Genomic DNA, 24,511 nt, shown 5'->3' with positions numbered 1-24,511 from the left:
GCCCCTTCAAAGCACCCGGCAGGCCTCTTCAAACGACAAACGCGAATTGCGGTTGAACAGCAGGCTGTCGTCGCCATAGCCCAGATTGATCAGGAAGTTGGCCTTCCAGCGTCCGTCGGGAAAGAACTCGGCATCGACCTTGGCAAGGTCGACACCGCTCATGGGCCCACAGTCCAGCCCCAAGGCGCGCGCAGCGAGGATGAAGTAGGCACCACCGAGCGTGCCGTTGCGGGTGGCGGTGGCGCTGGCCAGCGCGGGGTTGCCTTCGAAGTTTTCCTTCGCGCCTTCGCGGTGCCAGACCTTGGGCATGAATTCATAGAACTTCGTGTCGGTGGCCACGATCACGGTGACCGGTGCACTGCGGGTCTTGTCGAGATTGCCCGGCATCATGGCCGGCAGCAGGCGCTCGCGGGCAGGCTGCGAATTCAGGAACACGTAGCGCGTGGGCTGGGTGTTCATGGAGGTCGGGGCCAGGGCCGCCAGTTCGTAAACGCGCCGCAGCAGCTCGGGTGCCACCGGCCGGTCCAGGAAGCCATTGGCGGTGCGTGCCCTCAGGAACAAGGTGTCAAGCGCGGCAGGGTCGATGGGGTTCATTGGAGAGTGTCCTTTCAAGGGATGTAGTCAACCTGGTGACGGGTGATGCGCAGGCCTTCGAGCTCCTGACGCACGCGCGTGTGTTCGGGGTGAATGGCGTATCCGGCCAGCGCCTGCAGCGATTCAAATTCGGAGTACAGCACCACGTCGCAGGCGTAGTCCACGTGGCTCTGATCCACACCGATCTCGAGTTTCAGCAGACCCGGAATGCGCTGGCTGATGCCCTCAAACGCCGCCTTGATGCGCAAGGCATTGCGCTGCCGATCGGCCGCATCAATGCCCAGCACGTTCCACATCACGATGTGTTTGATCATGGGATCGCTCACACGGCGGGTGGGAAGCCGGCCTTCTGCGGCCACAAGTTCTGGAACGCATGCAACTGCACACTGGCGTACAGACCTGCTTTCGTGAACGGCTCATCGGCTTGCCACTGCAGTGCGTCCTGGCGGCTGTCGAAGTCGATGGCCAGCACGCTGCCGATCATGGTGGCGCCGTCGTCGCTGAGCAGCGGGCCGGCGAAAGCGATGCGCTCGGCCATGGCGCCGAGGTAGGCCTTGTGTTCGGGTCGCAGGCGCTGGCGCAGGGCCAGGCCGTCGGGTTTGTCGAGGAGGTGGAAGACGTAGATCATGGTTTCTGCTTGGTTTTCGGCGCACTTCACATGCGAGCCAGCCAGGTGGACAGGCTGGGGAACAGGGCCAGGATGAACAGCGCCAGCACCATCACGGCCACGAAGGGAAAGGTGCCGGCGAAGATGTCGCGGATGGTGATGGCCGGGTTGTTGAGCGCGCTCTTGACCGTGTAGACGGAAACCCCGAACGGCGGCGTGAGCAGACCGATCTCCACCGCCAGCACGGTCAACACGCCGAACCAGATCAGGTCCATGTTGAAGGCCGCCGCGATCGGCAGCACGATGGGCAGCATGATCAACATGATGGACACCGAGTCGATGATGCAGCCCAGCAGCACCACGATCACGATGTACGCGAACAGAAATGCCCAGGGGCCCAGGCCCATCTGAGTGATGCTCTCGGTGATGGCGGCGGGCATGCCGGTCATGGCCAGCATGCGGCTGTAGAGCGAGGCCGCTGCGATCAGAAACAGCACCGCCACCGACACATAACCGGTTTCAGTGAGCACCTGCCAGAGCTTGCGCCAGGTGAGGCGGCGGCGAATGATGGCGATCACGAAAGCGCCGGCTGCGCCCACGGCACCGGCTTCGGTGGGTGTGAAGAAGCCGCTGTAGAGCCCGCCCAGCACCAGCACCACCAGCAACAGGATGGGAATGAACTTCACTGCCGCCGTGGCTGCGGTTTCAGTCTCCACGTCCGCATCGGCCTTTTGCACACCGCCCTGGAAGATCTTGTGCGGGAACAGGTAGGCGAACACCAGGATCAGCGCGGCGAACATGGATGCCAGCATCACACCGGGGATGATGCCGGCCAGGAACATGCGCCCGATGGACTCTTCCGCGATCACACCGTAAATGATCATCAGCAGCGAAGGCGGAATCAACATACCCAGCACCGAAGAGCCGGCCACCACGCCCACCGAGAAGCGCGGCGTGTAGCCATGACGCATCATTTCCGGCACCGCCACCTTGGTGAACACCGAGGCCGATGCAATGGAGATGCCTGTGATGGCGGCGAACACCGCGTTCGCCCCCACAGTGGCCAGACCCAGGCCACCGCGCAGCCGGCGCAACAGCCACTGAAACACATCAAAGGTGTCCCGTCCTACCCCGCTCACGCTGACGAACATGCCCATGAGCACGAACAGCGGCACCACACCGAACAGGTAGTCGCGAATTGCGTCGTTCGCAGCAGCGCCCACGAAGCGCGCCGCAATTTCGGGCGAGCGGATCACCCACACCGCCGCGAACGACGTGACGATGAGTGCCACGCCGATGTGCATGCCCAGGATGATGAGGACCAGCATGGCACCGATGGCCATGAAACCCAGGGTGAGATCGCTCATCGCGTCTCTCCACGGATTGGCGCGCTGACGCTGCTGCGCAAGTCGTGCCAGGTGAGCAGCGCGTACTGGAGCGCTGCCAGCCCCGCGCCCAGCACCACCACGAAGCGCATCGGCCAGGTGGGGAAAGTGAACACGCCTTCGATGCCCAGAAACTCGCTGTTCGTCCACGATCGCACGGCAATCGGCCAGGTGGCGTAGGCGATCAGACCGCAGGCGAAGATGCCGAACAGCGAGAACACGGCCCGCAGTCGCAGCGCGATGCGCGGATGGCTGAGCAGCAACGGATCAAGGAACAGATCGGCCCGGCTCATGCGCCCGTGGCGCAAGGTGCTGGGCAGCTGCAGGAACACGATGATGATGATCGAAGCCGCCACCATCTCGGCCACACCGTCAATCGGCTGGTTGAACGCGTTGCGCATGAACACGTCGGCACACATCAGCAACATCACCGCCGCAATCACCAACGAACCCACCCCATTGAGCCCGTCCACCAGATGTCCGAACGGACTGCTCGGCGCCGAGGGTGGTGGCCCCTCATCGAGATTGGTATTGGCTTCGTAACTCATAAGGCAAGGCCCAGGAAAGAACAGCAGAGGTCAAACAGCGGAAGTCGAAGGCATCCAGAAGCAGCAGAGTGCAAACCCGCAAACTCAAGGGTCACCGCGGAACCGGCTTTGCCGGGCCCAGGTGACGCCCCCCTTTTCAAGGGGGGTGACGCCGAAGGCGGCGCGGGGGGTTGGTCAATTTACAGCCCGCGATCCCAGTCCCGCAGCGGCTTGGCCCCGCGCTTGCGCAGCTCTTCCATGTAGGTCTTCACGATCTGCGCCGCCGGCCCACGCGACGCGTTCGCCTTGGTCCATTCAGCCGCGATGTCGGGCATGGTCGTGGCCCACTTCTCGCGTTCGCCAGGGGCCATGGGCGCCACCTTCACCGGCACGCTCTGGCTGGCACCCTGGGTCTGGATCGATTTCAATGCCGCTTCGTAGCGCTGCATGAGCGTGTCACCCAGCGTCTTCGAATACATCAGGCCCACTTCCTTGATGATCTTCTGCACCTCGGGTGGCAGCGCACCGAAGCTGTCCTTGTTCATGGCCATGCCGCCGTTGTAGAGCGCGCCGATGTCCACGGTGGTCACGTAGGGTGCCACCTCGTAGATCTTGTTCGGGAGGATGCCGGTGGCAATCGAGATCGTGCCTTCGCTCACACCGGTCTGGATGTCGGTGTAGTAGCTGGTGAGCGAGCCGTCCACGGGCACCGCGCCGGAACCCTTGAGCCACAGGCCCACGGCGCCGGGGGCAGAGATCTTCTTGCCATTGAGGTCGGCGTAGGTGGCAATCGGCGCTTTGGTGAACAGGTGGTAGGTGTCCACGCCACTGGCGCCCAGAAACACCACGTTGTTGCGGTCCCACTCCGCCTTGAGGGCGGGCACCGATTCGTTCATCTGGTTGGCCACCTCCAACAGCATGCGCACGTCGCCCGAGGCAAACGGTGTGACCGTGGCGAACTGGGTCAGCGGCATCTTGGCCGACTCGAGATTGGCGAACACCCAGCCGATGTCGGCAATGCCCGAGCCCACGCTGGTGAGCGTGGCGTTCATCTTGTAGAGTTGCCCGCCGTAGGCTTCTTTCCATTCGATCTTGTAGCCCTTGTTCAGTGCTTCCACGCGCTTGGTCACCTCGGGAATGAAGAGCGTGCTCATCAGCCCCACCCAGGGCAGCGTGGCGGGGTGGCTGGAGGCCACGGTGAGCTTGAAGGTCTGCTGGGCCTGGGCGGCTCCGTGCATGCCGGCGGCCATCAAAGCGGTGGCCAAGGCGGTGGCCACAAAAGTGCGCTTCTTCATCATGCTGTTGTCTCCTGTTGTGTGGGCCTGTTCAGGCCGTGGGTGAAGCTTCGGTGGAACGGGTGAGCGGTGGAGCCTGTGCGGAAGCAGGGTTCAGGACAAAATCAAAGTCGAGGCTGTAGCTGCCGTCTGGCTGCTGCACCCAGTTGGCCACGAGCGACTCGCGAACGCCAAACACGGCATCCGAATCGAGGTAGGGGTCCCCGTCGCGGAACACATGGGTCACCAGCGTCTGGTAGCCCGGCGCCTGGATGCGGAAGTGAAGATGCGCCGGGCGCCAGGGGTGGCGCTTCGTGGCACGCAGCATCTCGCCCACCGGGCCGTCGTCGGGAATCGGGTAGGGTTCGGCGACCACGCTCTGGAAATGGAAGCGGCCATCCGCACCGCTGCGCAGCACCCCACGACCTTGCGCATGCACCAGGTCATCGCGCTGCACGTCGTACTTGCCTTCGGCGTCGGCTTGCCAGACGTCGATCACCGCGCCGGCGACCGGCGTGCCATCCAGCGCGCGCACGCTGCCGCGCACCGTGCAGGGTTGGCCAGGCGCGCCGTTGGCCACATCCGCACCGTGTTCAAACTGCGGCGCCCCTTCCACATGAAAGGGCCCGAACACGGTGGCTTCTGTACAGCCCTTGGGCTTGTCGTTGTTCAGCGCCACGGTGAGCATGGACAGGCCCAGCGTGTCGGACAACAGGATGAACTCCTGGCGCTGGTCATCGCAGGTGTGGCCCACGCGGGTGAGGAAGTCGATGCCGTAGGCCCACTCGGCTTCGGTGAGCTTCACCTCTCTGGCAAAGGCGTGCAAATGCTGCACCAGACTGGTCAGCACCTGTTTCAGGCGAGGGTCTGGCGTCTGTGCCAGGCGGGCGATCACCGCCTGCGTGATGTTGTATTGGTCAAGGTTGCGCACCGTTGTCTCCTGCAGGCGGCGCGGGCCGTCTGGTGGGATCACAATGTAGGCCGCAGGGTGAGGAATGAGAATGCTGGGCGCTGAAAAGACTTTTCCGGCACGCGAAACAACCAGGGCCTGTTCACACTGTTTTTCCAAGATGGAAAAACAGTGTGAACAGGCCCTAGACACCGATGGACCGCTGGACCGAGATCGAACTGTTTGTGCAAGTGGCCGAAACCGGCAGCATGAGCCGCGCCGCCGAAGCCCTGAATCTCTCCAACGCCAGTGCCAGCCGGCACCTGGCTGCGCTGGAAGAGCGCCTGGGCGTGCGCCTGGTGGAGCGCAACACGCGCCGTCTCTACCTCACCGAAACAGGGCAGGAATTTTTCCAACGCGCCAAAGGCATTCTGAGCGACCTGCGCGACGCCGAGTCCACCGTCAACGCCGCCGCGCTCAACCCCACCGGTGTGCTGCGTGTGACCTCATCACTGAGTTTCGCCATGCACCACATCGCGCCATTGCTGCGCGAGTTCACCGACCGCTATCCCAATGTGACGGTGCATGTGGAGGCCGCCAACCGCTACCTGGACATCATCGACAACAACATCGACGTGGCGATCCGCACACGCGAGTACGAGCCCGATAGCAACATCACCATCCGCCGCCTGGGCGAGACGCGACGCATCCTCGCCGCCTCACCCGGCTACCTCGCACGGCACGGCTTCCCGCGCACGCTGGATGATCTGCAAAAGCACAAACTGCTGATCTACGTGCACGCGAACAATCCGAACGAGCTGCGCTTCACCAAGGGCGACGAGCACCGCAGCGTGAGCGTGCATGGCCTGCTGGAAACCAACGATGGCCAGATCGTGCGCGCCGCCGCACTCGACGGCATGGGCATCCTGGTGCAGCCCAGCTACATCATCTACGACGACATCGTGGCCGGCCGCCTGGTGCCCGTGCTCGACGACTGGGACCTGCCCCACCTCACCATCAACCTGGCCTACCCCAGCCGCAAGCACCTGAGCGCCAAGGTGCGCGCCTTCATCGACTTCATGGCCGGGCACTTCGAGAAGATGGACTACGAGCGCAAGTGGACCGGGCGGTTCGCGGTGTATTGAGCCTCGCGGGGCTCATGGCAGCAGCGTGTAGTGAAACACCTTGCTGACGATGCGCCACTCGCCTCCGAGTTTCACCAGCGTCAGGAAATCGATGAAAGCCTTGGGAGGGATGGCGCATTCGGCCTTCACGAACACGGTGACCGGACCTGCGAACGCCATGGACACGATGCGGTCGGTGCGCGGATGGCCCTGGCTGGCGGGCGACGGCCGCTTCGCCACGATGGGGAAGTACTGCGCCATGTCCAGGTGCAGCAGACTGCCATCCGTGGCACAGAAGTAGTGAGCCTGTGGATGAAACACAGTGGCGAGCAGGGTCGGGTCGCTGTGGTGCAGGCCGTCGAAGTAGCGCTGCATGGCGGCGGCCACGGCGACCGCATCTGACGCGAAATCTTGCGCTGCGCTCATGTGGTTCTCCGCTGTCGGTACTGCGGCACCGGCAGCCCGCCCACACCCCAGTTCTCCAGATTCACTTCGTCGATCACCACGTGGGTGAGCGAAGGGTCCTTGTTCAGCACACGCTGCAACAGGTCCGAGACACCGGCGATCAGTTCCGCCTTTTGGCCAGGCGTCACACCCTCGCGGGTGACCTTGATGTTCACATAGGGCATGTCAAGACGCCTTCACTTGAAGCGCTGCAGGGTCTGGCGAATGCGTTCGCCAAAGGCACGCGCGGTCTGCAGATCGCCAACGGCCACTTCTTCCGGTGACGCATCTGCCGGGGTGGCGGCCATGAGGCCGCTGAACGACGCCAGGTAGTTCACGTCATCCCGGGTGGAGGCCTTGGCGTTGGCCGGCATCATCCCCGTCCCGACCCACAGCATGCCGTGCTGTTGCGAGAAGGTGAACAGCGCGCCCAGCGTGGCGAGCTTGTCGCCATTGATGCCAGCCGAGTTGGTGAACCCCGCTGCGAGCTTGTTCTTCCATCGCTGATGCATCCATACGCTGGAACTGGTGTCCATGAAGCGTTTGAACTGCCAGCTCACATTGCCCATGTAGGTGGGCGAGCCCAGCACGATGGCGTCTGCCGCCTGCAGAGCTTCCCAGTCCGGGGCAGCCAGCACGCCTTCGGCGTCGAGTTCGTGCAGGCGGGCGTCGCCGCTTTCTGCGACGGCCTGCGCGATCCGTCGGGTGTGGCCGTAGCCACTGTGAAAAACAATGCTGATCGAATGAGACACAAGAAACCTTTCCGGTAGGTAGTGAAGGGAAATGCGTACGGCCATGGGCTGTGAAGGCATCGTATTCAAGCCTCATGGATTGATAAACTCCCACAGATGAACAACTTGATTGACTTCAGGTAATCAATGAGCCGCGCGTTTGGTGAAACTTCGTTGGGCAGCATCGAGCTGTTCTGCTTGGCGGCCGAGCTGGAGAGCTTCACCGGCGCGGCCCAGCAGGCGGGCATCACGCCGGCCGCCGTGAGCCGGGCCATTGGCCGGCTGGAAGAACGGCTCGGTGTGCGGCTGTTCGCCCGTTCCACCCGACGGGTTCGGTTGACCGATGGCGGACGGGAATACCACGCGCAATGCAAGCAGGCGCTCGCACAGCTGGCAGAGGCGGAGCGGCAACTCACCGGGCACCAGGCCGCGCCTGCAGGCCTGGTTCGCATCAGCGCACCCACCACCTTTGGCCATCACCGGCTGCTGCCGCTGCTGCCCGCCTTCCATGCTCGCCACCCCAAGGTGGAGGTGGAAGTGCACCTGAGCAACCGCAACATCGACTTCACGGCCGATGGCTTTGATCTGGCGATTCGCGCCCGCGAGCAGGCCGACTCCGGGTTGGTCGCGCGCAAGCTGATGGACGCAGAACTCACCGTGGTGGGCACGCCGCAGTACCTCGCCCGCTGCCCTGCGCCCGCATCGCCTGCCGACTTGGAGAGCCACGAATGCATCCAGTTCATCCTGCCGCGCACCGGGCAACGGGTGCCCTGGCGGCTGCGCTTCGACGGGGAGGAGCGCGACGTACAGACGGCGGGCAGCCTCACCTGTTCAGATGACATCCTCGGCTGCGCCACGCTCGCGCGCGCAGGCGCCGGCCTGGTACAGACCTACCGGTTCATCGTTGAGAAAGACATCGAGCAAGGCACGCTGGTGGAGGTGTTGAAGCCCTTCGCGGGTGCCTCGCGGCCGTTTTCGCTGATTTACCCGGGACGCCGGCACATGCCGTTGCGGGTTCGGGCACTGGCCGACTTTCTGGCGGCCAGCCTGCAACGGGGCGGAAAGGAACCTCTGAAGAAGGCGGTCCCGGTCCGTGTGAATTGACAGGTGAACCATGGCGCGGAGAATCTCGCCATGACCACACCATCGCAAGCTTCCCCGGAACCCGTTGCGCAGCGGTCCGACATGCGCTCACGGCTGATTGCAGCCACACCCGCTCAGGTGTTCAGCGCCATGAGCCAGGCCGCACGCGTGGCGCGCTGGTGGGGACCGGCGGGCTTCAGCAGCACCATCCACGAGTTCGACTTTCGGCCCGGCGGTGACTGGCGGTTGACGCTGCACGGCCCCGATGGAACCGACTACCCCAACCACAACCGCTTCGCGCGCATCGAGCCGGATCACCTGCTGGTGATCGACCACCCGAGCACCGACCACCATTTCGTGCTCACCCTTGAACTGGCGCCCGAGGCCGGCGGCACACGGGTGCACTGGTGCCAGACCTTCGACACCACCGAGCATCACGCAGCCATCGCCGACTTCGTGGCCTCAGCCAACGAACAGAACCTGGACCGCCTGGTTGCCGAAGTGGCACGCGACCCATTCGGCGACTGAAAACCCGACCGGCCCATTCGGCACGACGACCTGGCGCTTGTACTCGGGCCCCGGAGCGAAATGCCTCATTCCAGAGATACCGTGGAACCGGCTCCGCCGGGCCACTGGTAACGCCCCCTCAAGGGGGTGACGCGAAGCGGCGCGGGGGTGTTTCCAAATCTAGTGCAGCTTCACTAAGGGCGTGGCCCGCTTCACCAGGAAACGCGCCAGCGCCAGCACGGCGGTGCGCAGCGTGCCCATCACGGCCTGGTGATGGCGCAGGTGCAGGCTGGCGTACATGGCGCGCGCCAGCAGGCCATGCACAAACCAGGTCGAGCGGAACAGACTGCCCATGAGGTTGCCCACAGAGGTTTGTGTGCCCAGTGAAACCAGCGAGCCGTAGTCCTTGTACACATAAGGACGGTCGGGCGCGGGCTGGCCCTGGGCGCGGCGTGTCAAGGCCTTCAGAAGGTAGCTGGCTTGCTGGCTGGCCGCCTGCGCGCGCGGCGGCACCCAACCGCCATCCGGCGTGGGGCAGGCAGCGCAATCGCCTAAGGCGTAGATGTCGGTCTGTCCCTTGACCAGCAGACGGTCGGTGACCTCCAACTGCCCTGATCGACCCGTGGGCAAGCCCAGTGTGGACAGAATCTCCAGCGCCTTGGTGCCGGCCGCCCACACCACCAGGTCGGCAGGAAACACCCGTCCTTCAGCATCTTCCACCTGTTGCTCCGTGATGCGCGCCACCTTGCAACTCGTCTCCACGCGCACATGGCGTTCCCTGAGCAGGCGCGTCGCCGAGGTGGACACCTTCTCTGGCAGCGGCGCCAGAATGCGGTCCGCCCCTTCGAGCACGGTGATCGGCAAATCGTTTTCCGGATCCAGCCGGCGAAATCCATAGCGTGAGTGCACCACGCTGGCCTCGCGCAGTTCTGCAGCGAGCTCCACACCGGTCGCGCCGCCACCCACGATCACCGTGCGCACCCGGCCCTCGTCTCCTGTGCTCTTGCGCAGTTCGGCGGCGGTCAGCAGTTTGAGCATGCGACGGCGAAAGCGCTCGGCATCGGCCGGATGGTTCAGCGACAGCGTGTGTTCGTCTGCCCCCGGGACATTGAAGTGGTTCACCGTGCTGCCCACGGCAATCACCAACTGGTCAAAGGGAACGTCGCGGGCAGGCACCAGCGCTTCTCCGCGTTCGTCCATGAAAGCGGCCACGCTGATGCGTTTACCCGGCAGATCCAGGGCGGTCATCGCGCCCAGGCAGAAATTGAAACCATTGTCGTGGGCCAGCATTTCGTATGACAGACCCTCTTGATGAATGTCCAGCGTCCCCGCAGCCACTTCGTGCAGCGAGGGTTTCCAGATATGAAAGAGCTTCATATCCACCAGCGTGACCCGCTCGGGGCCCAGCTTGCGTCCCAGCTTGCAGGCCAGTTCAAGGCCGCCTGCACCGCCTCCCACGATCACGATTCGAGTCTGTTGCATGTGTGTCATCCCTTTGGAGTGTCAGGCCCCACTGTAGATGACCGTGCGCTGGCGTTTGCACCCTCTCCCGGCCTGCCAGCAGTTGCTCACCACCAGCGCGGTACGGCTTGCCGGTACTCGGCGTAGCGCTGGCCGAATTTTTTCGCCATGGCTCTTTCTTCCAACGGCACGTACCAGAACTGCACCAGCAGGAAAAACACCAGCGGGCCGGCCAGCGGGGTCAGGGTGCCCAGTACCACCGCCACGCCCAGCATGGCCATCAGCATGCCCATGTACATGGGGTTGCGGGTTCGGCGGAACAGACCGTCGCGGGTGAGTTCCCCCGGCTCGCCGAAGGTGTCGATGTTGGTGCCGATGCGGCGAAAATGCCGCGCATGCCATTGCGCCATGCCCACGCCCGCCACCACCAGCAGCAGGCCGATCCAGTTGAACGGACGAGGCAGCCACACGGCCACAGGCTGGTGAAGGTGAAGCGCCAGCATCAGAAGCACAGTGGCGAACCAGATCACGGGCGGAAGAAGGAGTTTTTTCATGACGGCGACGGGGTGTTCAAAGTTGGTAAACGGGCATGCTGGCGCCTTCGGCCTTGAAAATCGATAACCTGGGTTAACGATGGATCCCACCCACCCCACCCTGCATGACGTGTTCCAGCGACTGGCCGGCTGCGCGCTGCCGGAATGGCCGCAGCTCGAAGCCGCCACCACCGAGCGCCGCCTGACACGAGGCGAGCCGCTGTTCACGGCCGGCGAAGACCTGCCCTGCGTGTTTGCGGTGAGCGAAGGCATCGTGAAAATGGTGTACGAGACGCCCAAGGGCGACGCCTGGGTCAAAGGTTTCGCGGAAGCCGGCGTGTGCTTCGCCAGCCTGAGCGCGCTGGAAGACCAGGGCCGCACCAGCTTTTCGGCCTACGCCGAGGTGCCCAGCTGGGTTCATCAGGTGCGCTACGCCGTCTTGCGCGAACTGGCTGACCGGCACCTGCCCTGGCAGCGTGCCGTGGCCAACGCCATGCGCATCTACGGCCAGCGCAAGGAAAAGCGCGAGCTGGAACTGCTGACGCTTTCACCGCCTGAGCGCTATCAGCGCTTCCTGCAGGAACACCCTGCCCTGGTGAACGTGCTGCGCCAGCGCGACGTGGCCAGCTACATCCGGGTGACGCCCGTGGCGCTGAGCCGGATCAAGGCGCGGCTGTTGCGCGGGGCGGCCGACGCCGTCCGAAGCTGAGCGGCCAAGCGGACGGCGCAGGGCAGCGCCTCTTGGTCTCTTGATATATGTTGCTTTTGGCAATATAAAGCGCGCATGAACCTCAAAACCCAAACCAACGCCGTCCGGGAATTCAACCGCTTCCACACGCGCCTGGTGGGGGCGCTCAACGAACATCTGCTGGGATCCGGCTTCACACTGCCTCAGGCGCGGGTGCTCTTCGAGGTGGGCCATGCACCGCCCGATGCAGCGCCCTCCGCGCGCGAACTGGGGGAGCTGTTGCGGGTGGACACCGGCTACCTGAGCCGGCTGGTGGCCGGGCTGGAAAGCGACGGGCTCATCGAACGGACACCGTCACCCCACAATGCCAAACGCCTGCAGCTCACGCTGACCGGCCACGGTCGCAAGGTCTTCGCCACGCTCGACAAGGCCTCTGCCACCGAGATCGCCGGCCTGCTCAAGCCGCTGCCTGAACGCGATCGGCGTGAGCTGGTGGGCGCCATGGCGCGCATGCGCTGCCTGCTGGGCGACAAGCCACTTGATCGCAGCTTCACCCTGCGCGACCCGGAGCCTGGCGACATGGGCTGGATCGTGCATCGCCAGGCGCGGCTCTACACCGAGGAATACGGCTGGGACTGGTCCTTCGAGGGCTTGGTGGCCGAGATTGCCGGACAGTTTGTGCAGCGATTCGATCCAGCCAGTGAACGCTGCTGGGTGGCAGAACGTCAGGGCCAGGTGGTGGGCTCGGTGTTCGTGGTGCGCGAGGACGAGCAGACCGCCAAGCTGCGCATGCTGTACGTGGAGCCTTCGGCCCGCGGCCTGGGCCTGGGCCGAAGGCTGGTGGACGAGTGCCTGCAGTTCGCCGCCGCCAAGGGCTACCGCCGCATGGTGCTGTGGACCAACGATGTGCTGGTCGCTGCCCGGCACATCTATCAGACCGCCGGGTTCGAACTGGTGGAAGAAGCGCCGCACCACAGCTTCGGCAAGGACCTGGTGGGGCAGGTCTGGGCGCGGGATTTGTGAAGACGCGCCTGCATGCGAGGAAGACTGGATGATTCACCACCGACCGCACCGCCGTCGACCCGTCGCGGGAGATGAATGGGCCCGCACAAGCGCGGGAACCCTCCCGAATGCCCTCCGCTGAGTCTCGCAGCTTCACGACGGTGACAGGACTCCGCTCGGTCGCCGCCCCTCGAACGCGTTGTCCAGCAACTGGCGAATCGCCCTGGCTTCAAGTGGCCTCGGGTTCGGGTACTGGTTCTGCAGTGCGATCTCGCAGGCGCGGTCCAGATCCTCGGCCTTCATACCGATGTTGCGCAGGGCCACTGGCGCGCCACTGGTCTGGGCCAGGTCGAACACGGCCTGGGCCGCATGGCCGTCGCTGCGACCCAGGGCGCGGGCGATGCGCTGCATGGCCTTCGGTGCGGCCGCAGCGTTGTAGGCCAGTGCGTGCGGCAGCACGATGGTGTGGGTTTCGGCGTGCGGCAGGTTGAAGCTGCCGCCCAGCGTATGGCAGAGCTTGTGGTGCAGCGCCATGCCCACCGAACCCAGCACGATGCCGCACAGCCAGGCACCGTAGAGTGCTTCGCTGCGGGCTTCCACGTCTTGCGGGTTGGCAACGATCTTCGGCAGCGCGCGGCCGATGGCGCCAATGCCTTCTTCGGCCATGAGGTCAATCACCGGGTTGCCTTCCACCGAATACAGGCCTTCGGCCGCGTGCGCGATGGCGTTGATGCCACTGGTCACGCTCAAACCCACGGGCAGGCTCAGCGTGAGCAAGGGGTCGTACAGCACGCTCTTGGGCAGCACGCGCATGTCCCGCCCGGTCTTCTTCAGGCCGGCTTCGGTGATGCCGTAGATCGGCGTCATTTCCGAACCGGCGTAGGTGGTGGGAATGGCCAGAATGGGCAAGCCCGAATCAAGTGCGATGGCCTTGCCGAGGCCGGTGGTGGAGCCGCCGCCGATGGCCACGGCACAGTCCGCCCCCAGCCGGTTCGCCACCTCGCGCGCTTCGCGGGCGGTTTCGATGGGCACGTGCATCACGGCGCGGTCGAAGATGCCGGCTGCGCGATCGCCCAGCAGTGCGGCCACACGCTCGGCACCGCCGCGCTGTTCGGGCGTGCACAGCACCAGCGCACGCCGGGCACCCATGGCCTCAATGGCCTGCGGCAGCTGTTCCAGTGAGCCGGCGCCGAACACCACGCGGCTGGGCAGGCCTTGGTAGACGAACGGTTTCATGCGGGTCTCCTCAAGGCCGTGTGGGGTAACAGATCAAATCACTATGTGGCCAGGCCGGACGCTCGCTGCAAGACACGGATGATCGCCGCGTAATCCAGATCGGCATCGCCCTGCGCCTGCGCCGCTGCCATCAGCTGCCGCGTGGCGGCTGTCTGCGTGAGCGGCACCTGCAGACGCGCGCCTTCGCCCAGGATCAGGTCAATGTCCTTGTTCATCTGACCCACGGTGAAGGTAGGCGTGTAGTCGTGCCTGGACAGTTGTGCGCTCTTGGCCTTGACGATGGGCGAAGCCACCGCACTGGCACCGATCACCTGCCACATGTCCTCCCAGGCCAGGCCACCCTTCAGCCCCAGCGTGAGCGCTTCGGCCAGCATGGCACTGGTCTGCGCAATCATGAGGTTGACCACCAGCTTCATCAGGCGCGCCTGTTCAGCATCACCCAGCCAGAAGTGGTTGGTACCCCAGCAGCGCAGCAGCGGTAACAGGCGTTCGTGCAAATCCTTCGGACCGGAAGCCATGACCGTGAGCTGAGCCGCTTCGGCCATGTGGTTGTTGCCGGAGACAGTACAGCGCAGGTATTGAACACCCGCAGCGCGCACACTGTCGGCAGCGCAGGCAGAGGCGCCGGGTGAGACCGTGCTGGTGTCGATCCAGGCGCTGCCCGTGCTGCCGCTTTTGGCCACGCGCTCGGCCACGTTCAGCAACGCCGCATCGTGCGGCAAGGACGACACGACCACCTCGGCGGCAGCCAGTCCGTCAGTCACAGCGAGACCTGCTTCGCGCGCCAGCGCCAACCGATCTGCCGATGGGTCTTCCACCGACACCGCATGCCCCGCGGCCAGCAGATGCCGCGCCATGGGCAGGCCCATCTTGCCCACGCCAATGAAATGGATGTTCATGCGGCAACCCCGGTGGAAGCGCCTAGGCCCATCGCGCGGGTGATCTTGGCGCCCGATGCGCGCAGCGCGTTCAGCAGCGGCGGCAGGTGCACACCCAGCAGCCGTCCCTCGCGTTTGGCCCACTGGCCAGCCACCATTACACTGTCGATGTTGGCCAGACTCGCCTGGAACACCACCGCACTCACCGGGTCGTGCACCGGCTGCATGTTGAGTTCGTCGGCGCGGATCATCACCAGATCGGCCTGCTTGCCGGGCGCCAGACTACCGATGCGGTCCCGCATGCCCAGCATGCGCGCGCCTTCCACTGTGATCCAGCTCAGGGCTTCGCGTGTGGTCACGGTGGAGGTGGGCGGGATGCTGCCGTGTTCGGCGCGGTAGGCCACGTTGTCCAGGCTGCGCTGGATGCCCAGCGCAATGCGGGCCTGGCTGATCATGTCGCCGCTCATCACGCTCTCCAGGTCCACGCCCAACGAAGGCGCATGACCCAGCGCGCGCAGGCGCCCAGTGAGCGGGTGGCCGTGACCTTGCGACATTTCGCTCTCGGCCGCAGCGGAGAAGCTCATGCCCAGGTCGCAGAAGCGCTTCAGTTGTTCGTCGCTCAGCGCATGGCCGTGCACGATGTTCACGTTCGACCCCAGCAGGCCCAACTCTTCCAGCCGTTCCCAGCCATCGGGCGTGCGGGCGGGGCCTCCGCCCTGGTGCAGCGAGGCGATGATGCCCAGCTCCTGCGCCATGCGGAAGTCGTGGATGGCCACGTCCAGCGTGCTGTAGTGCGGGCCCAGCACGGCAGCGTGGACGCTCAGCAAGGGCTTCCCCTGGTGGGCCTTCATGAGGCGCTCCACCTCGGCGCGCGGGTGCGGCACTTCCCAGAACGGTGTCTGGCCCGGCTTGGGGTCGGGCTTGGGTGTGCCGTGGAAGAACGCGGCACGAATGCCGGACGCCAGCAGCGCGGTCACAGCCGCGTCGTTGTGCGCCGGCGTGGGGTTGTTGTGGCACCAGTCCACCAGGGTGGTGGTGCCGCAGTTGAGCTGGTTGAGCGCGCCCACCAGGGTGGCGATGTGCAGATCGTCAGGCGTGAAGGCGGTGGCCAGGCCGGCGTGCATGTTCTGGAAGTACTGCAGCAGCGTCCAGTTGGCGGCCACACCGCGCAGCGCGGTCTGCCAGGTGTGCATGTGGGCGTTGATGAGCCCAGGGATGACGATGCAGCCGGTGGCGTCCACCACCTTGGCGCCGTCCACCGCCAGACTCGGCGCGATGGCGGTGAGGGTGTCGCCGGTCACCAGAATATCGGCCTTCGGCAGGTCGCCCTGCGCGTCCATGGTGATGACCGTGGCGCCGCGAATCAGTGTGCGCTGTGCCATGACGTTGCTTTCAGTTGCTCAAGCCGTCGCTCACGTCCACATCTTCGGGCTTGAGCATCAGACCCGCGTCGGCAGCGGTTTCTTTCAAAAGCACCGCAAAGTCGATGTCCTCATAGCCCCGGCCCACCATGCGCGCAATGCTCTCGCGCGTGGCCGCAGCAGAAGGCATGGCCACGCCGTGTGCCTTGGCGGCACCCAGGCCCAGGTCCATGTCTTTCAGGAGCAGCTTGGGCGTGAAGGTGACCTGATCGAAATTGAGCTTGGTGAGCACAGGCGTCTTGTAGCGGGTGTACATGCTGCCCAGCACCGAGTCGTTGATGCTTTCCAGGAACACGTGGCGCGGAATGCCGGCCTTCTCGGCCAGCACGGTGATCTCGCACAGGCTCTGGATGATCACGCCGAACATGGTGTTGTGCGCGATCTTCCACACCCGCGCCAGTTCGCCCTCGCCCACCCACATGGCCTTGCGCGAAATCGCGGCCAGGTAAGGCTGGTTCTCTTCATACAAGGCCTTGGGGCCGGAGGCCACCAGCAGCAGTTTGCCAGCCTTGGCCACCTTGGCGTTGCCGGACACCGGCGCGCACAGGTAAGCCACGCCCATGGCTTCGAGCTTTTCTCGGATCTCGGCCGAGCCTTCCTGGGAGATCGACGAGCTGTCGATCAGCGTCTTGGGTTTGGTGGTGCCGGTCATGAGGCCGCCTTCGCCGAACAGCACCTCCTTCAGGTCGTCGGTGGTGGATACCATGGTGAACACCGCGTCGCAACCCGCGAGGTCCTGCTTGGTATTGACCAGCACCGCGCCGTATTGGGCCAGCGGTTCGGCCTTGCTGCGGGTGCGGTTCCACACCTCCACCTTGTGGCCCGCCTGGGTCAGTTGTTTCACCATGGCTTCTCCCATGCGGCCCAGGCCGATCCATCCAATTCGTTTGCTCACGCTTGTCTCCAGTTGATGGTTGGTTTTGGCCAGAGTGTCCGAGCAGCGACGCAGCATCGCAACGGATGGACTGAAAATCAGTTTTTCGGCAGCGCTCCACGGTCATCGGAAGGCGCCGACATAATTCCCCCAAGGCCTGCGCCACCCATCTAGGGCCTGTTCACACTACTTTTCCAAGATGCGTTGCGGATCAAAAAGGCCATGCGCAAGGCGCGAAACGCAGCCGGGGTCGCCCCCCGGCAAGGCTTCGCAACGCGGCGCATGGCCTTTTTGGCCGCAACCCGAAGGGAATGGGTTGAAAACAGCGCCACCCGTTGTTGCACTCCTAGGCCAGACATCCAGTCTGGCCGTCGTCGCGCGCCTAGATTGGCGCTGTTTTCAACCCGTTCGCACTTGGAAAAATAGTGTGAACAGGCCCTAGAGGAGACCGTTTTGATCAACAAGCTGAGCGCGTCCGTGGCCGACGCGCTGACCGGCATTGCCGACGGCGCCACCGTGCTCATCGGCGGCTTCGGTACCGCCGGCATCCCCAACGAACTCATCGACGGCCTGATCGAACAGGGCGCGCGCGAGCTCACCGTGGTGAACAACAACGCCGGCAACGGCGACCATGGCCTGGCCGCGCTGCTGAAGACCGGGCGCGTGCGCAAGGTGATCTGCAGCTTCCCGCGCCAGTCCGACAGCCATGTGTTCGACGGCCTGTACCGCAGCGGCCAACTGGAGCTGGAACTGGTGCCGCAAGGCAACCTGGCCGAGCGGCTGCGCGCGGCCGGCGCCGGCATTGGTGCCTTCTTCACGCCCACCGGCTACGGTACCGACCTGGCCAGGAACCCCGACGGCACGGACAAGGAAACCCGCGTCATCAACGGTCGGCCCTACGTGCTGGAGTACCCCATCTTCGGCGACGTGGCGCTCATCAAGGCCAAGCGGGGCGACCGCTGGGGCAACCTCACCTACCGCAAGGCCGCGCGCAACTTCGGCCCGGTGATGGCGACGGCCGCCAAGCGCACGGTGGCGAGCGTGTTCGAGGTTGCCGAGCTGGGTGCGCTGGACCCGGAGAGCATCGTCACGCCGGGGATTCATGTGAGTGCGGTGGTTCAGGTACCGAGAACCGCGACGCAAGCGGGCGGCTTCAGGGAGATCTCATGAAATGCACCCTCACCCCAACCCTCTCCCGCATGCGGGAGAGGGGGAAAGACACGCGACTCGAAGCGGGGGCACCGGTATGAGCTACACACGCAGAACCAAGGACGAACTCGCGAAACGCGTGGCGCAAGACATCTTCGACGGCGCCTACGTGAACCTCGGCATCGGCCAGCCGACGTTGGTGGCCAACCACATCCCGGCAGGGCGCGAGGTGATCCTGCACAGCGAGAACGGCATCCTGGGCATGGGACCGGCGCCTGCGGCAGGGCTTGAGGACTACGACCTCATCAACGCCGGCAAACAACCCGTGACGCTGCTGCCCGGTGGGGCGTATTTCCACCATGCCGACAGCTTCGGCATGATGCGCGGCGGCCACCTGGACATCTGCGTGCTGGGTGCCTTCCAGGTGTCGGCCACCGGCGATCTGGCCAACTGGAGCACGGGCGAGCCTGGCAGCATCCCGGCCGTGGGCGGCGCCATGGACCTGGCCATTGGCGCCAAGCAGACCTGGGTGATGATGGACCTGCTGACCAAACAGGGCGCGAGCAAGGTGGTGCCACAGTGCACCTACCCCCTCACCGGCATCGGCTGCGTCAAGCGCATCTACAGCGACCTGGCCACGCTTGAATGCACACCGCAAGGCCTGCGCCTGATCGACGCGGTGGACGGGCTGGCACACGCCGAACTGGAGCGCCTCGTCGGCCTGCCCATTGCACGGGTGAAATAGCTGTCGCTCTGCGGAAACACCTGGGCAAACACCACAAGGCTCAGGTGTGCCCCTGTGTCATGATTTCGGCATCCCCCGATCACTCGCCGCGCCTGCCATGGCCAGGCTTTTCGAACCTTGTCGCTCGACACCCTGATCTCGCGCAACCTGCTCACGCCGCCCCCCATCCCGGTGCGGCCCGGTGCGTGCGCGCTGGTGCTCATGGGCGGTGGCGCACGCACGGCCTACCAGGCAGGCGTGCTCAAGGCGGTGGCTGCCATGCTGGCGGCCAAAACCCCGGTCACCTTGCCCGACGCCACGCCCGATTTCCCTTTTCAATGGCTGTTCGGCACCTCGGCCGGCGCGCTCAACGCCGCGTTTCTGGCCAGCCGGTCCTGGCATGGCCTGGAGGCGTTGCCCATGCTAGCGGCCTTCTGGAGCGGGCTTCGTTCGTCGCAGGTGTACGCGCTCGACGCCCCGCGCTGGGTGCGCGCCAACCGCGTGGTGGCCGGGTGGACGCTCGCACGCCAGGTTCGTCGGCACCGCGCCCTGCTCGACACCCTGCCTCTGGTCGACACCCTGCACCGTGCCATCGACCTGGCCGCCCTGGAAAAGGCGCTGGAGCTGGGCCACATCGACGCCCTGGGTGTGACGGCGTCCAGCTACACCACCGGTGAACACTGGACCTTCTGCCAGACCCGCCCCGGTCACCCTGTGGCGCCCTGGCACCGGCCAGGCCGCCGAGCCGAATTCCAGCCCATCACCATCGAACACCTGATGGCTTCGAGCGCCATTCCCTTCCTGTTCCCCGCAGTGCCCCTGTGGGTGGACGGGCACAAGGAACACTTCGGCGATGGCTCCATGCGCCAGCTCTCACCACTGTCGCCCGCGATCCAGTTCGGTGCCCGGCGCTTGCTGGTGGTGGGCGTGGGCCAGCCGCAGCGCTCAGGCATGAGCGCGCCAGTCAGCGACGAGCCCACGGCCGGCACCATCGCCGGCCACGCCATGGCCAGCGTGTTTCACGACACGCTGCAGGCCGACGTGGAACAGGTGCAGCGCGTGAGCCAGACCATCAGCCGCCTGCCGCCCGCGCTGGCCGCCGCCCTGCCCTACCGCCCGGTGCGCGTGCTCGCCATACAGCCCACTTTCTCACTCGACGAGCTCGCCCGCAAACACATCGGGTCGCTGCCCTCTTCCACCCGCGACACCCTCGCCGGCCTGGGTGCGCTCGACACGGCGCGAGGCTCGGCAGGCAGCGCGGCCTCGCTGGCCAGCTACCTGCTGTTCGAGCCCGACTTCGTCAATGCCCTGATCTCGCTGGGCGAGGGCGACGCCTGGCGGCGCAAGGATGAGGTGCTGGAGTTCTTTGGACCCACCTCCGCAGGTGCGTCGGTCGAGCAGTGACATAATTGCCGCCCATACTTCTTCTGAAACCCATCATGGACAGCACACCCCCCAGTTGTGTGCTTTCAGTCCCCACCGGTTTCGCCTGAGCCTTCGCCCTGCCTGCGGCGGCTGTGATCAGGCCAACGGTCGGCTGAAAGCGCCACCCCCAAGCCCGTCGGGGCGCGGCAACCAGGCCCGCCCCATCACAGAATCCGAACACCCGCCGGGAGCGCACGCATGCTCAACGTCTTCACGCTGGCCAATGGCCGCCTCTTCCAGGAAGAAATCGAGTCGCTCGAAGAGCTGGCCCGCTTCAAACCCATCTGGGTCGACCTGGAAGACCCCACCCCCGAAGAGCGTCGCTGGGTCAAGCAGCATTTCGGCCTGTCGATCCCGGAAGACGCGATGGACGAGGACATCGAAGAATCGGCCCGCTTCTTTGAAGAGGACAACGGCGAGCTGCATGTGCGCAGCGACTTTCTGATCACCGCCGACGAGACGCCGCGCTCGGTCCGCGTGGCGTTCATTCTCAATGAGCACAACGACAAACTCAAAAGCAAGGGCGTGCTGTTCTCGATCCACGACGAAGACGTGCCCGTGTTCCGCCTGCTGCGCATGCGCGCCCGGCGCATGCCCGGCCTGATCGAGGACGCCAAGGACGTGCTGCTGATGCTGTTCGACGCCGATGCAGAGTACTGCGCCGACACGTTGGAGGACATCTACGACGAGATCGAAATCGTCAGCGGCAAGGTGCTCAACAGCAATGCTTCGGACAACCTGCTGAGTGAAGCCTTGTCGGCGATTGCGCGGCACGAGGACATGTCGGGTCGCATTCGCCGCAACGTGATGGACACGCGCCGCGCGGTCAGCTTCATGATGCGCAGCCGCCTGCTCAATGCGGAGCAATTCGAAGATGCGCGCCAGATCCTGCGCGACCTGGACTCGCTGGACAGCCACACCGCCTTCCTGTTCGACAAGATCAACTTCCTGATGGACGCCACCGTGGGATTCATCAACATCAACCAGAACAAGATCATCAAGATCTTCTCGGTGGCCAGCGTGTCCCTGCTGCCGCCCACACTGGTGGCGAGCAGCTACGGCATGAACTTCCGCTTCATGCCAGAGCTGGAGTGGTCGTTCGGCTACCCGTTCGCGATCGCACTGATGGTGTTGTCGGCGTTGGTGCCTATGGTGTATTTCCGCAAGCGGGGCTGGCTCCGTTAGACCACCCCCGCCGCGCTGCGCGCGCCCCCCTCAAGGGGGCGGCATCAGCGGCCCGGCAAAGCCGGTTCCACGATGCCCCTGGATGAGCCTTCCCGCTCCGGCGAGACTGCTGCCTGAAAGGCGTACCCATCGTCTTGCAAAGCCGGCCCGACGGTATCCTGGAACAAGGCACGTCGCGCCTGAGAGGCTGTGCGTAACCGGGGTGACGTTGCGCACGTGAGTGCAGCTACCTTATTCAAGCCATTGATCGTTGAGATGGCTCATGCTGGGCCAAGCCTTGTTCCCGGCGACTGTCTGCCCGACCTTGCTCTTGCTGCTGCGCCAACGCATGAGCCCGCTCCATGTGCTGCTGCGGGCTCTGGTGTTGCGCGGCCTGCACGCTGAACTCGCTCATCGGCGCGCTCTCCTGCAGCACCGCCACGCTGGCGCCGTCCCGGCTCAGCAGGAAGCTGTGCACCGGCCCCCGGTGTGCGAACTGCTGTGCATGGCTCACCGCCGCCGCACTCACCCGCTCGATCTGCTCGTGGCTGTGACCGTGTTCGCGCAACAGCGGGCCGAGTTGGGTCTGTGCCATCCGATGGTGGCGCTGCTGTTGCTCGGTGAGTGCCGGCGCTTGTCTGATTGACGTCTGCTCTTGTGTCGGATTCCGGTGGCGCGACAGATCGGGCACATCGCTCACCTCTGGCAGCTCCATTCCGCGCTCGCGCATCACCTCGCGCGCTCCGAGCAGTTCGGCGGTGGCTCTGCGGAACGTCCCCATGCCTGCTTCTATGGCCTGCTCCCTTTGCTGAGGGTCGGCGTGAGCTTCGTCGATGCTGGCATGGCTGCCGGGTCTGCTCGCCTGGCCCGTGGCCAGCGCATACACGCTGTGCATGCTTTGCACCATCTGCTCGGCTTCCTGGCGGTGGCACTGCTGCAACTGCTCGTTGTTCAATGCCCGGTGGTTCTGCGCCGCCGGTGCCATCCGGGCCTGAGCGGCTTCTTCTTCGTCGAGCTTGAACGGCTGCATCTGCCCGCTGCTGCGATCAAGCTTCCAGCCCTGGCCGCTCATGGTTTCGGTGGTGCCCACCAGGCGCTCGACGCCGTGGGCGCGTTCATGGACCTGTTCACTCACCACCTGCCAGCGGGCGGGGTCGACTGACTTGGTGATGCGGGTTTCGGTGTCACCGCCGCTGTGGACGCGGGTGGTGTGCAGCCACTGCCCCGGCTGGGGTGAGTGGGTCCATTCGGTGGTGGCGTTGGGTGCCACCCGGGTGGGCGTGCCCCAGGGCTGGCCGTCCGGGCCGAGGCTGTTGGTGTATTGGGTTTCGCTGCGGCGAAACTGGTCGCGCAGGGCGGAGCGATGTTGCTCGGCCAGTTCGGCGTTGTGGCGCTCGGCCTGTTCGGGAAAGCCGGCCGCGTCCAGGTAGCTCCGGGTCAACTCGGCCACCTTGGCGCCTTTGACCACTTCAATGTATCGGCTGGGCAGGGCCGGGTTGTCGTGCATGCCGAACCAGCTGTATTTGCCCTCCACATTGACCAGGGCGTAACGGTCGCCTTCGGCTGTGACGATGGTGGGATCGAGTTTGAGGTGGTTGGGCAGTGTGAGGGGTGGGCCGAGCTTGTCTGGGGTGGGGCCGCCGGTGAGTTTCTCTCCAAGTGCTTCGGCAGCGCTGCCTCCGGCTAGGGCACCGAAAACTGCTCCCACCGCAGCACCAGCTTTTGCACCTGGGACGCCAAGCACCAACGCACCTGCCGGCGCCAAGGCCTTGGCGCCGGCATAGGCACCAGCCAGACCACCACCGACTTTGGCACTTGCAGTGGCAGCTTCTGCGCCATTGCCCTGAACAGCATGCTGCCCAACGGCGTAAACGCTGTCCAAGGCACCCAGCGCCTTGGCTCCGTAGGCAATGTGCCTGCCAGCAGGCATGCCAGATTGTTGACCGATTTCTTCTGCGCCGGGCAGCAGCGTCGACACCGCATTAGACAAGTAGCTGTGCGTGCTCGCCCGTGCGCGGGGAGCAGCCGTGGTCCAGACGATCGCATTGGTTTCGAAAGAACCGGGCGCAGCCACGGGCGCCACGCCGCCGTTCTCAAAAACGTAGATTGCACCTGTACGGACTTGTGTTGAACTGCTCATTCAACGCTCACTCTTTGCCTGCTGCCGGATGTGGCGCGGGATCGCACCGCTCAGCCAGCCCAAAATTAAGTTAAAAAGCCCAGCGGTAAACATGACAGGGCCCACGACATAAGCCATATTCCCAAGGTAGCCCATGCCCAAGCGATTACCCAAGATAAAGCGCAAGACACCATTGCGAGTATTGGTCATCCAACCCATATTGGCTGTGGCAAAAATGATGGCACCGAGCACCAATGCCAGACACACTGCCTTGTGCAAAGGCAAGCTCCAAAAAGGGTAAGTCCGCTGTCGTCCTTCCCAGCCCATCAAGCAGCACACAACAAACAGGACGGGGCTCATTGCCCACAGGACCGAGTAGTAGAAGCGATTGAACTCAGGGCGAATACCTAGGCTTGTGACTAGGTCGATCTGCGGCACCCAGCCGGCCATGAAATCCGTGAATTCCACCGCCCATGGGTAGGCTTTGAGAATGTCGACCGGTATAAAAAAAACGATCAACCCTGTCAGGGCGATGTAGGCGCCAAACGCCTTCTCATAGGGCGTCTTGAACACCGGCTCCTTGGGCTCTGGTGCCGCCTTTGCTTGGGCATTTTTCTGGACGTTCAAGGTCCACCTCCCTGAATACTTTCGATTGCAAAGCCGCGATATTCG

27 protein-coding genes are annotated in these 24,511 nt (G+C 64.6%); 9 read left to right on the top strand and 18 right to left on the bottom strand.

Annotated elements, in window-relative coordinates; translation table 11 throughout:
- Positions 1-6: 6 nt before the first annotated feature.
- The 7 genes from J2W49_RS18500 to J2W49_RS18470 form a co-directional block, all read right to left on the bottom strand.
- Complete coding sequence (locus J2W49_RS18500) at positions 7-594, bottom strand: malonic semialdehyde reductase (RefSeq protein WP_310319714.1); 588 nt, start codon at positions 592-594, stop codon at positions 7-9.
- A gap of 14 nt (positions 595-608) precedes the next feature.
- The gene (locus J2W49_RS18495) at positions 609-908 is read right to left on the bottom strand and encodes a Dabb family protein (protein WP_310319712.1); all 300 of its coding nucleotides are present in this window, start codon (positions 906-908) and stop codon (positions 609-611) included.
- Between the two features lie 8 nt (positions 909-916).
- Positions 917-1,222, bottom strand: a complete 306-nt coding sequence (locus J2W49_RS18490) for a YciI family protein (RefSeq protein WP_310319709.1) — start codon at positions 1,220-1,222, stop codon at positions 917-919.
- Positions 1,223-1,248: 26 nt separating this feature from the next.
- Positions 1,249-2,568, bottom strand: a complete 1,320-nt coding sequence (locus tag J2W49_RS18485; RefSeq protein WP_310319705.1) for a TRAP transporter large permease — start codon at positions 2,566-2,568, stop codon at positions 1,249-1,251.
- Positions 2,565-3,134 (bottom strand): TRAP transporter small permease subunit, encoded by a 570-nt coding sequence (locus J2W49_RS18480; RefSeq protein ID WP_310319703.1) that lies wholly within the window; start codon positions 3,132-3,134, stop codon positions 2,565-2,567. The genes J2W49_RS18485 and J2W49_RS18480 overlap by 4 nt, the downstream gene beginning before the upstream one ends.
- Positions 3,135-3,313: 179 nt before the next feature.
- Entirely contained in the window at positions 3,314-4,411 is a 1,098-nt protein-coding gene (locus J2W49_RS18475; protein ID WP_310319700.1) for a C4-dicarboxylate TRAP transporter substrate-binding protein, read from the bottom strand.
- A gap of 28 nt (positions 4,412-4,439) precedes the next feature.
- Positions 4,440-5,318, bottom strand: coding sequence for an intradiol ring-cleavage dioxygenase (locus J2W49_RS18470; RefSeq protein WP_310319697.1), 879 nt, complete (start codon positions 5,316-5,318; stop codon positions 4,440-4,442).
- Between the two features lie 173 nt (positions 5,319-5,491).
- Between J2W49_RS18470 and J2W49_RS18465 the strand changes: the two genes are divergently transcribed.
- Entirely contained in the window at positions 5,492-6,421 is a 930-nt protein-coding gene (locus tag J2W49_RS18465) for a LysR family transcriptional regulator (RefSeq protein WP_310319694.1), read from the top strand.
- A 12-nt stretch (positions 6,422-6,433) separates the two neighbouring features.
- Here the strand turns inward: J2W49_RS18465 and J2W49_RS18460 are convergent, their stop codons facing one another.
- Genes J2W49_RS18460 through J2W49_RS18450 form a run of 3 tightly spaced genes read right to left on the bottom strand, consistent with a single transcriptional unit; the run spans position 6,434 to position 7,596 of the window.
- On the bottom strand, positions 6,434-6,826 hold the full coding sequence (locus tag J2W49_RS18460; RefSeq protein WP_310319691.1) for a nuclear transport factor 2 family protein: 393 nt from the start codon (positions 6,824-6,826) through the stop codon (positions 6,434-6,436).
- On the bottom strand, positions 6,823-7,029 hold the full coding sequence (locus tag J2W49_RS18455; protein WP_310319688.1) for a tautomerase family protein: 207 nt from the start codon (positions 7,027-7,029) through the stop codon (positions 6,823-6,825). Before J2W49_RS18455 ends, J2W49_RS18460 begins: the two co-directional genes overlap by 4 nt.
- A gap of 12 nt (positions 7,030-7,041) precedes the next feature.
- Entirely contained in the window at positions 7,042-7,596 is a 555-nt protein-coding gene (locus J2W49_RS18450) for a flavodoxin family protein (protein WP_310319683.1), read from the bottom strand.
- A gap of 126 nt (positions 7,597-7,722) precedes the next feature.
- Between J2W49_RS18450 and J2W49_RS18445 the strand changes: the two genes are divergently transcribed.
- Both J2W49_RS18445 and J2W49_RS18440 read left to right on the top strand, forming a co-directional pair.
- Positions 7,723-8,679, top strand: coding sequence for a LysR family transcriptional regulator (locus tag J2W49_RS18445; RefSeq protein ID WP_310319680.1), 957 nt, complete (start codon positions 7,723-7,725; stop codon positions 8,677-8,679).
- 30 nt (positions 8,680-8,709) lie between these two features.
- Positions 8,710-9,186, top strand: a complete 477-nt coding sequence (locus J2W49_RS18440; RefSeq protein ID WP_310319677.1) for an SRPBCC family protein — start codon at positions 8,710-8,712, stop codon at positions 9,184-9,186.
- A gap of 159 nt (positions 9,187-9,345) precedes the next feature.
- On the opposite strand, the gene J2W49_RS18435 is transcribed toward J2W49_RS18440, so the two are convergent.
- Both J2W49_RS18435 and J2W49_RS18430 read right to left on the bottom strand, forming a co-directional pair.
- A complete protein-coding gene (locus J2W49_RS18435) occupies positions 9,346-10,647 on the bottom strand; it encodes an NAD(P)/FAD-dependent oxidoreductase (protein WP_310319673.1) in 1,302 nt (433 codons plus the stop codon).
- 86 nt (positions 10,648-10,733) lie between these two features.
- Positions 10,734-11,180: a methyltransferase family protein gene (locus tag J2W49_RS18430; protein WP_310319670.1), complete on the bottom strand. Its 447-nt coding sequence runs from the start codon at positions 11,178-11,180 to the stop codon at positions 10,734-10,736.
- Between the two features lie 79 nt (positions 11,181-11,259).
- Here J2W49_RS18430 and J2W49_RS18425 point away from each other — a divergent pair, with 79 nt between their 5' ends.
- Together J2W49_RS18425 and J2W49_RS18420 are read left to right on the top strand one after the other, a co-directional pair.
- On the top strand, positions 11,260-11,868 hold the full coding sequence (locus tag J2W49_RS18425; protein ID WP_310319668.1) for a Crp/Fnr family transcriptional regulator: 609 nt from the start codon (positions 11,260-11,262) through the stop codon (positions 11,866-11,868).
- 75 nt (positions 11,869-11,943) lie between these two features.
- Positions 11,944-12,870, top strand: coding sequence for a bifunctional helix-turn-helix transcriptional regulator/GNAT family N-acetyltransferase (locus tag J2W49_RS18420; protein ID WP_310319666.1), 927 nt, complete (start codon positions 11,944-11,946; stop codon positions 12,868-12,870).
- Between the two features lie 132 nt (positions 12,871-13,002).
- Here J2W49_RS18420 and J2W49_RS18415 read toward each other — a convergent pair whose 3' ends face one another.
- From J2W49_RS18415 to J2W49_RS18400, 4 genes are read right to left on the bottom strand one after another with little or no spacing between them, the layout of a single operon-like run.
- Positions 13,003-14,085 carry a maleylacetate reductase gene (locus J2W49_RS18415; protein WP_310319663.1) on the bottom strand — a complete coding sequence of 361 codons (1,083 nt, stop codon included), beginning with the start codon at positions 14,083-14,085 and terminating at the stop codon, positions 13,003-13,005.
- 41 nt (positions 14,086-14,126) lie between these two features.
- On the bottom strand, positions 14,127-14,984 hold the full coding sequence (locus tag J2W49_RS18410) for an NAD(P)-dependent oxidoreductase (protein WP_310319660.1): 858 nt from the start codon (positions 14,982-14,984) through the stop codon (positions 14,127-14,129).
- Complete coding sequence (locus J2W49_RS18405) at positions 14,981-16,345, bottom strand: amidohydrolase family protein (RefSeq protein WP_310319657.1); 1,365 nt, start codon at positions 16,343-16,345, stop codon at positions 14,981-14,983. Before J2W49_RS18405 ends, J2W49_RS18410 begins: the two co-directional genes overlap by 4 nt.
- Positions 16,346-16,355: 10 nt before the next feature.
- Complete coding sequence (locus J2W49_RS18400; protein ID WP_310319654.1) at positions 16,356-17,336, bottom strand: NAD(P)-dependent oxidoreductase; 981 nt, start codon at positions 17,334-17,336, stop codon at positions 16,356-16,358.
- Positions 17,337-17,711: 375 nt separating this feature from the next.
- Here J2W49_RS18400 and J2W49_RS18395 point away from each other — a divergent pair, with 375 nt between their 5' ends.
- The 4 genes from J2W49_RS18395 (at position 17,712) to corA (ending at position 21,741) form a co-directional block, all read left to right on the top strand.
- The gene (locus J2W49_RS18395; protein ID WP_310319647.1) at positions 17,712-18,428 is read left to right on the top strand and encodes a 3-oxoacid CoA-transferase subunit A; all 717 of its coding nucleotides are present in this window, start codon (positions 17,712-17,714) and stop codon (positions 18,426-18,428) included.
- Between the two features lie 76 nt (positions 18,429-18,504).
- A complete protein-coding gene (locus J2W49_RS18390; RefSeq protein ID WP_310319644.1) occupies positions 18,505-19,152 on the top strand; it encodes a 3-oxoacid CoA-transferase subunit B in 648 nt (215 codons plus the stop codon).
- Between the two features lie 117 nt (positions 19,153-19,269).
- A complete protein-coding gene (locus J2W49_RS18385) occupies positions 19,270-20,535 on the top strand; it encodes a patatin-like phospholipase family protein (protein ID WP_310319641.1) in 1,266 nt (421 codons plus the stop codon).
- 219 nt (positions 20,536-20,754) lie between these two features.
- Positions 20,755-21,741, top strand: coding sequence for a magnesium/cobalt transporter CorA (gene corA / locus J2W49_RS18380; protein ID WP_310319638.1), 987 nt, complete (start codon positions 20,755-20,757; stop codon positions 21,739-21,741).
- A gap of 235 nt (positions 21,742-21,976) precedes the next feature.
- Here corA and J2W49_RS18375 read toward each other — a convergent pair whose 3' ends face one another.
- Both J2W49_RS18375 and J2W49_RS18370 read right to left on the bottom strand, forming a co-directional pair.
- A complete protein-coding gene (locus J2W49_RS18375) occupies positions 21,977-23,860 on the bottom strand; it encodes a hypothetical protein (protein ID WP_310319635.1) in 1,884 nt (627 codons plus the stop codon).
- Positions 23,861-24,466 (bottom strand): hypothetical protein, encoded by a 606-nt coding sequence (locus J2W49_RS18370; RefSeq protein ID WP_310319634.1) that lies wholly within the window; start codon positions 24,464-24,466, stop codon positions 23,861-23,863.
- Positions 24,467-24,511 lie beyond the last annotated feature (45 nt).

The sequence above is a fragment of the Hydrogenophaga palleronii genome (assembly GCF_031457455.1).
In the GTDB taxonomy this organism is placed as follows: Bacteria; Pseudomonadota; Gammaproteobacteria; order Burkholderiales; family Burkholderiaceae_C; genus Hydrogenophaga; species Hydrogenophaga palleronii_A.
The sequence above is the reverse complement of the archived record's forward strand: the minus strand, read 5'-3'. Positions and strand labels throughout refer to the sequence as shown.

What these genes read in the sequence shown, in the direction of transcription:
- J2W49_RS18500 (WP_310319714.1), bottom strand. Translation starts at nt 594, where the DNA reads ATGAACCCCATCGACCCTGCCGCGCTTGACACCTTGTTCCTGAGGGCA.
- J2W49_RS18495 (WP_310319712.1), bottom strand. Translation starts at nt 908, where the DNA reads ATGATCAAACACATCGTGATGTGGAACGTGCTGGGCATTGATGCGGCC.
- J2W49_RS18490 (WP_310319709.1), bottom strand. Translation starts at nt 1,222, where the DNA reads ATGATCTACGTCTTCCACCTCCTCGACAAACCCGACGGCCTGGCCCTG.
- J2W49_RS18485 (WP_310319705.1), bottom strand. Translation starts at nt 2,568, where the DNA reads ATGAGCGATCTCACCCTGGGTTTCATGGCCATCGGTGCCATGCTGGTC.
- J2W49_RS18480 (WP_310319703.1), bottom strand. Translation starts at nt 3,134, where the DNA reads ATGAGTTACGAAGCCAATACCAATCTCGATGAGGGGCCACCACCCTCG.
- J2W49_RS18475 (WP_310319700.1), bottom strand. Translation starts at nt 4,411, where the DNA reads ATGATGAAGAAGCGCACTTTTGTGGCCACCGCCTTGGCCACCGCTTTG.
- J2W49_RS18465 (WP_310319694.1), top strand. Translation starts at nt 5,492, where the DNA reads ATGGACCGCTGGACCGAGATCGAACTGTTTGTGCAAGTGGCCGAAACC.
- J2W49_RS18460 (WP_310319691.1), bottom strand. Translation starts at nt 6,826, where the DNA reads ATGAGCGCAGCGCAAGATTTCGCGTCAGATGCGGTCGCCGTGGCCGCC.
- J2W49_RS18455 (WP_310319688.1), bottom strand. Translation starts at nt 7,029, where the DNA reads ATGCCCTATGTGAACATCAAGGTCACCCGCGAGGGTGTGACGCCTGGC.
- J2W49_RS18445 (WP_310319680.1), top strand. Translation starts at nt 7,723, where the DNA reads ATGAGCCGCGCGTTTGGTGAAACTTCGTTGGGCAGCATCGAGCTGTTC.
- J2W49_RS18440 (WP_310319677.1), top strand. Translation starts at nt 8,710, where the DNA reads ATGACCACACCATCGCAAGCTTCCCCGGAACCCGTTGCGCAGCGGTCC.
- J2W49_RS18435 (WP_310319673.1), bottom strand. Translation starts at nt 10,647, where the DNA reads ATGCAACAGACTCGAATCGTGATCGTGGGAGGCGGTGCAGGCGGCCTT.
- J2W49_RS18430 (WP_310319670.1), bottom strand. Translation starts at nt 11,180, where the DNA reads ATGAAAAAACTCCTTCTTCCGCCCGTGATCTGGTTCGCCACTGTGCTT.
- J2W49_RS18425 (WP_310319668.1), top strand. Translation starts at nt 11,260, where the DNA reads ATGGATCCCACCCACCCCACCCTGCATGACGTGTTCCAGCGACTGGCC.
- J2W49_RS18420 (WP_310319666.1), top strand. Translation starts at nt 11,944, where the DNA reads ATGAACCTCAAAACCCAAACCAACGCCGTCCGGGAATTCAACCGCTTC.
- J2W49_RS18415 (WP_310319663.1), bottom strand. Translation starts at nt 14,085, where the DNA reads ATGAAACCGTTCGTCTACCAAGGCCTGCCCAGCCGCGTGGTGTTCGGC.
- J2W49_RS18410 (WP_310319660.1), bottom strand. Translation starts at nt 14,984, where the DNA reads ATGAACATCCATTTCATTGGCGTGGGCAAGATGGGCCTGCCCATGGCG.
- J2W49_RS18405 (WP_310319657.1), bottom strand. Translation starts at nt 16,345, where the DNA reads ATGGCACAGCGCACACTGATTCGCGGCGCCACGGTCATCACCATGGAC.
- J2W49_RS18400 (WP_310319654.1), bottom strand. Translation starts at nt 17,336, where the DNA reads ATGCTGCGTCGCTGCTCGGACACTCTGGCCAAAACCAACCATCAACTG.
- J2W49_RS18390 (WP_310319644.1), top strand. Translation starts at nt 18,505, where the DNA reads ATGAGCTACACACGCAGAACCAAGGACGAACTCGCGAAACGCGTGGCG.
- corA (WP_310319638.1), top strand. Translation starts at nt 20,755, where the DNA reads ATGCTCAACGTCTTCACGCTGGCCAATGGCCGCCTCTTCCAGGAAGAA.
- J2W49_RS18375 (WP_310319635.1), bottom strand. Translation starts at nt 23,860, where the DNA reads ATGAGCAGTTCAACACAAGTCCGTACAGGTGCAATCTACGTTTTTGAG.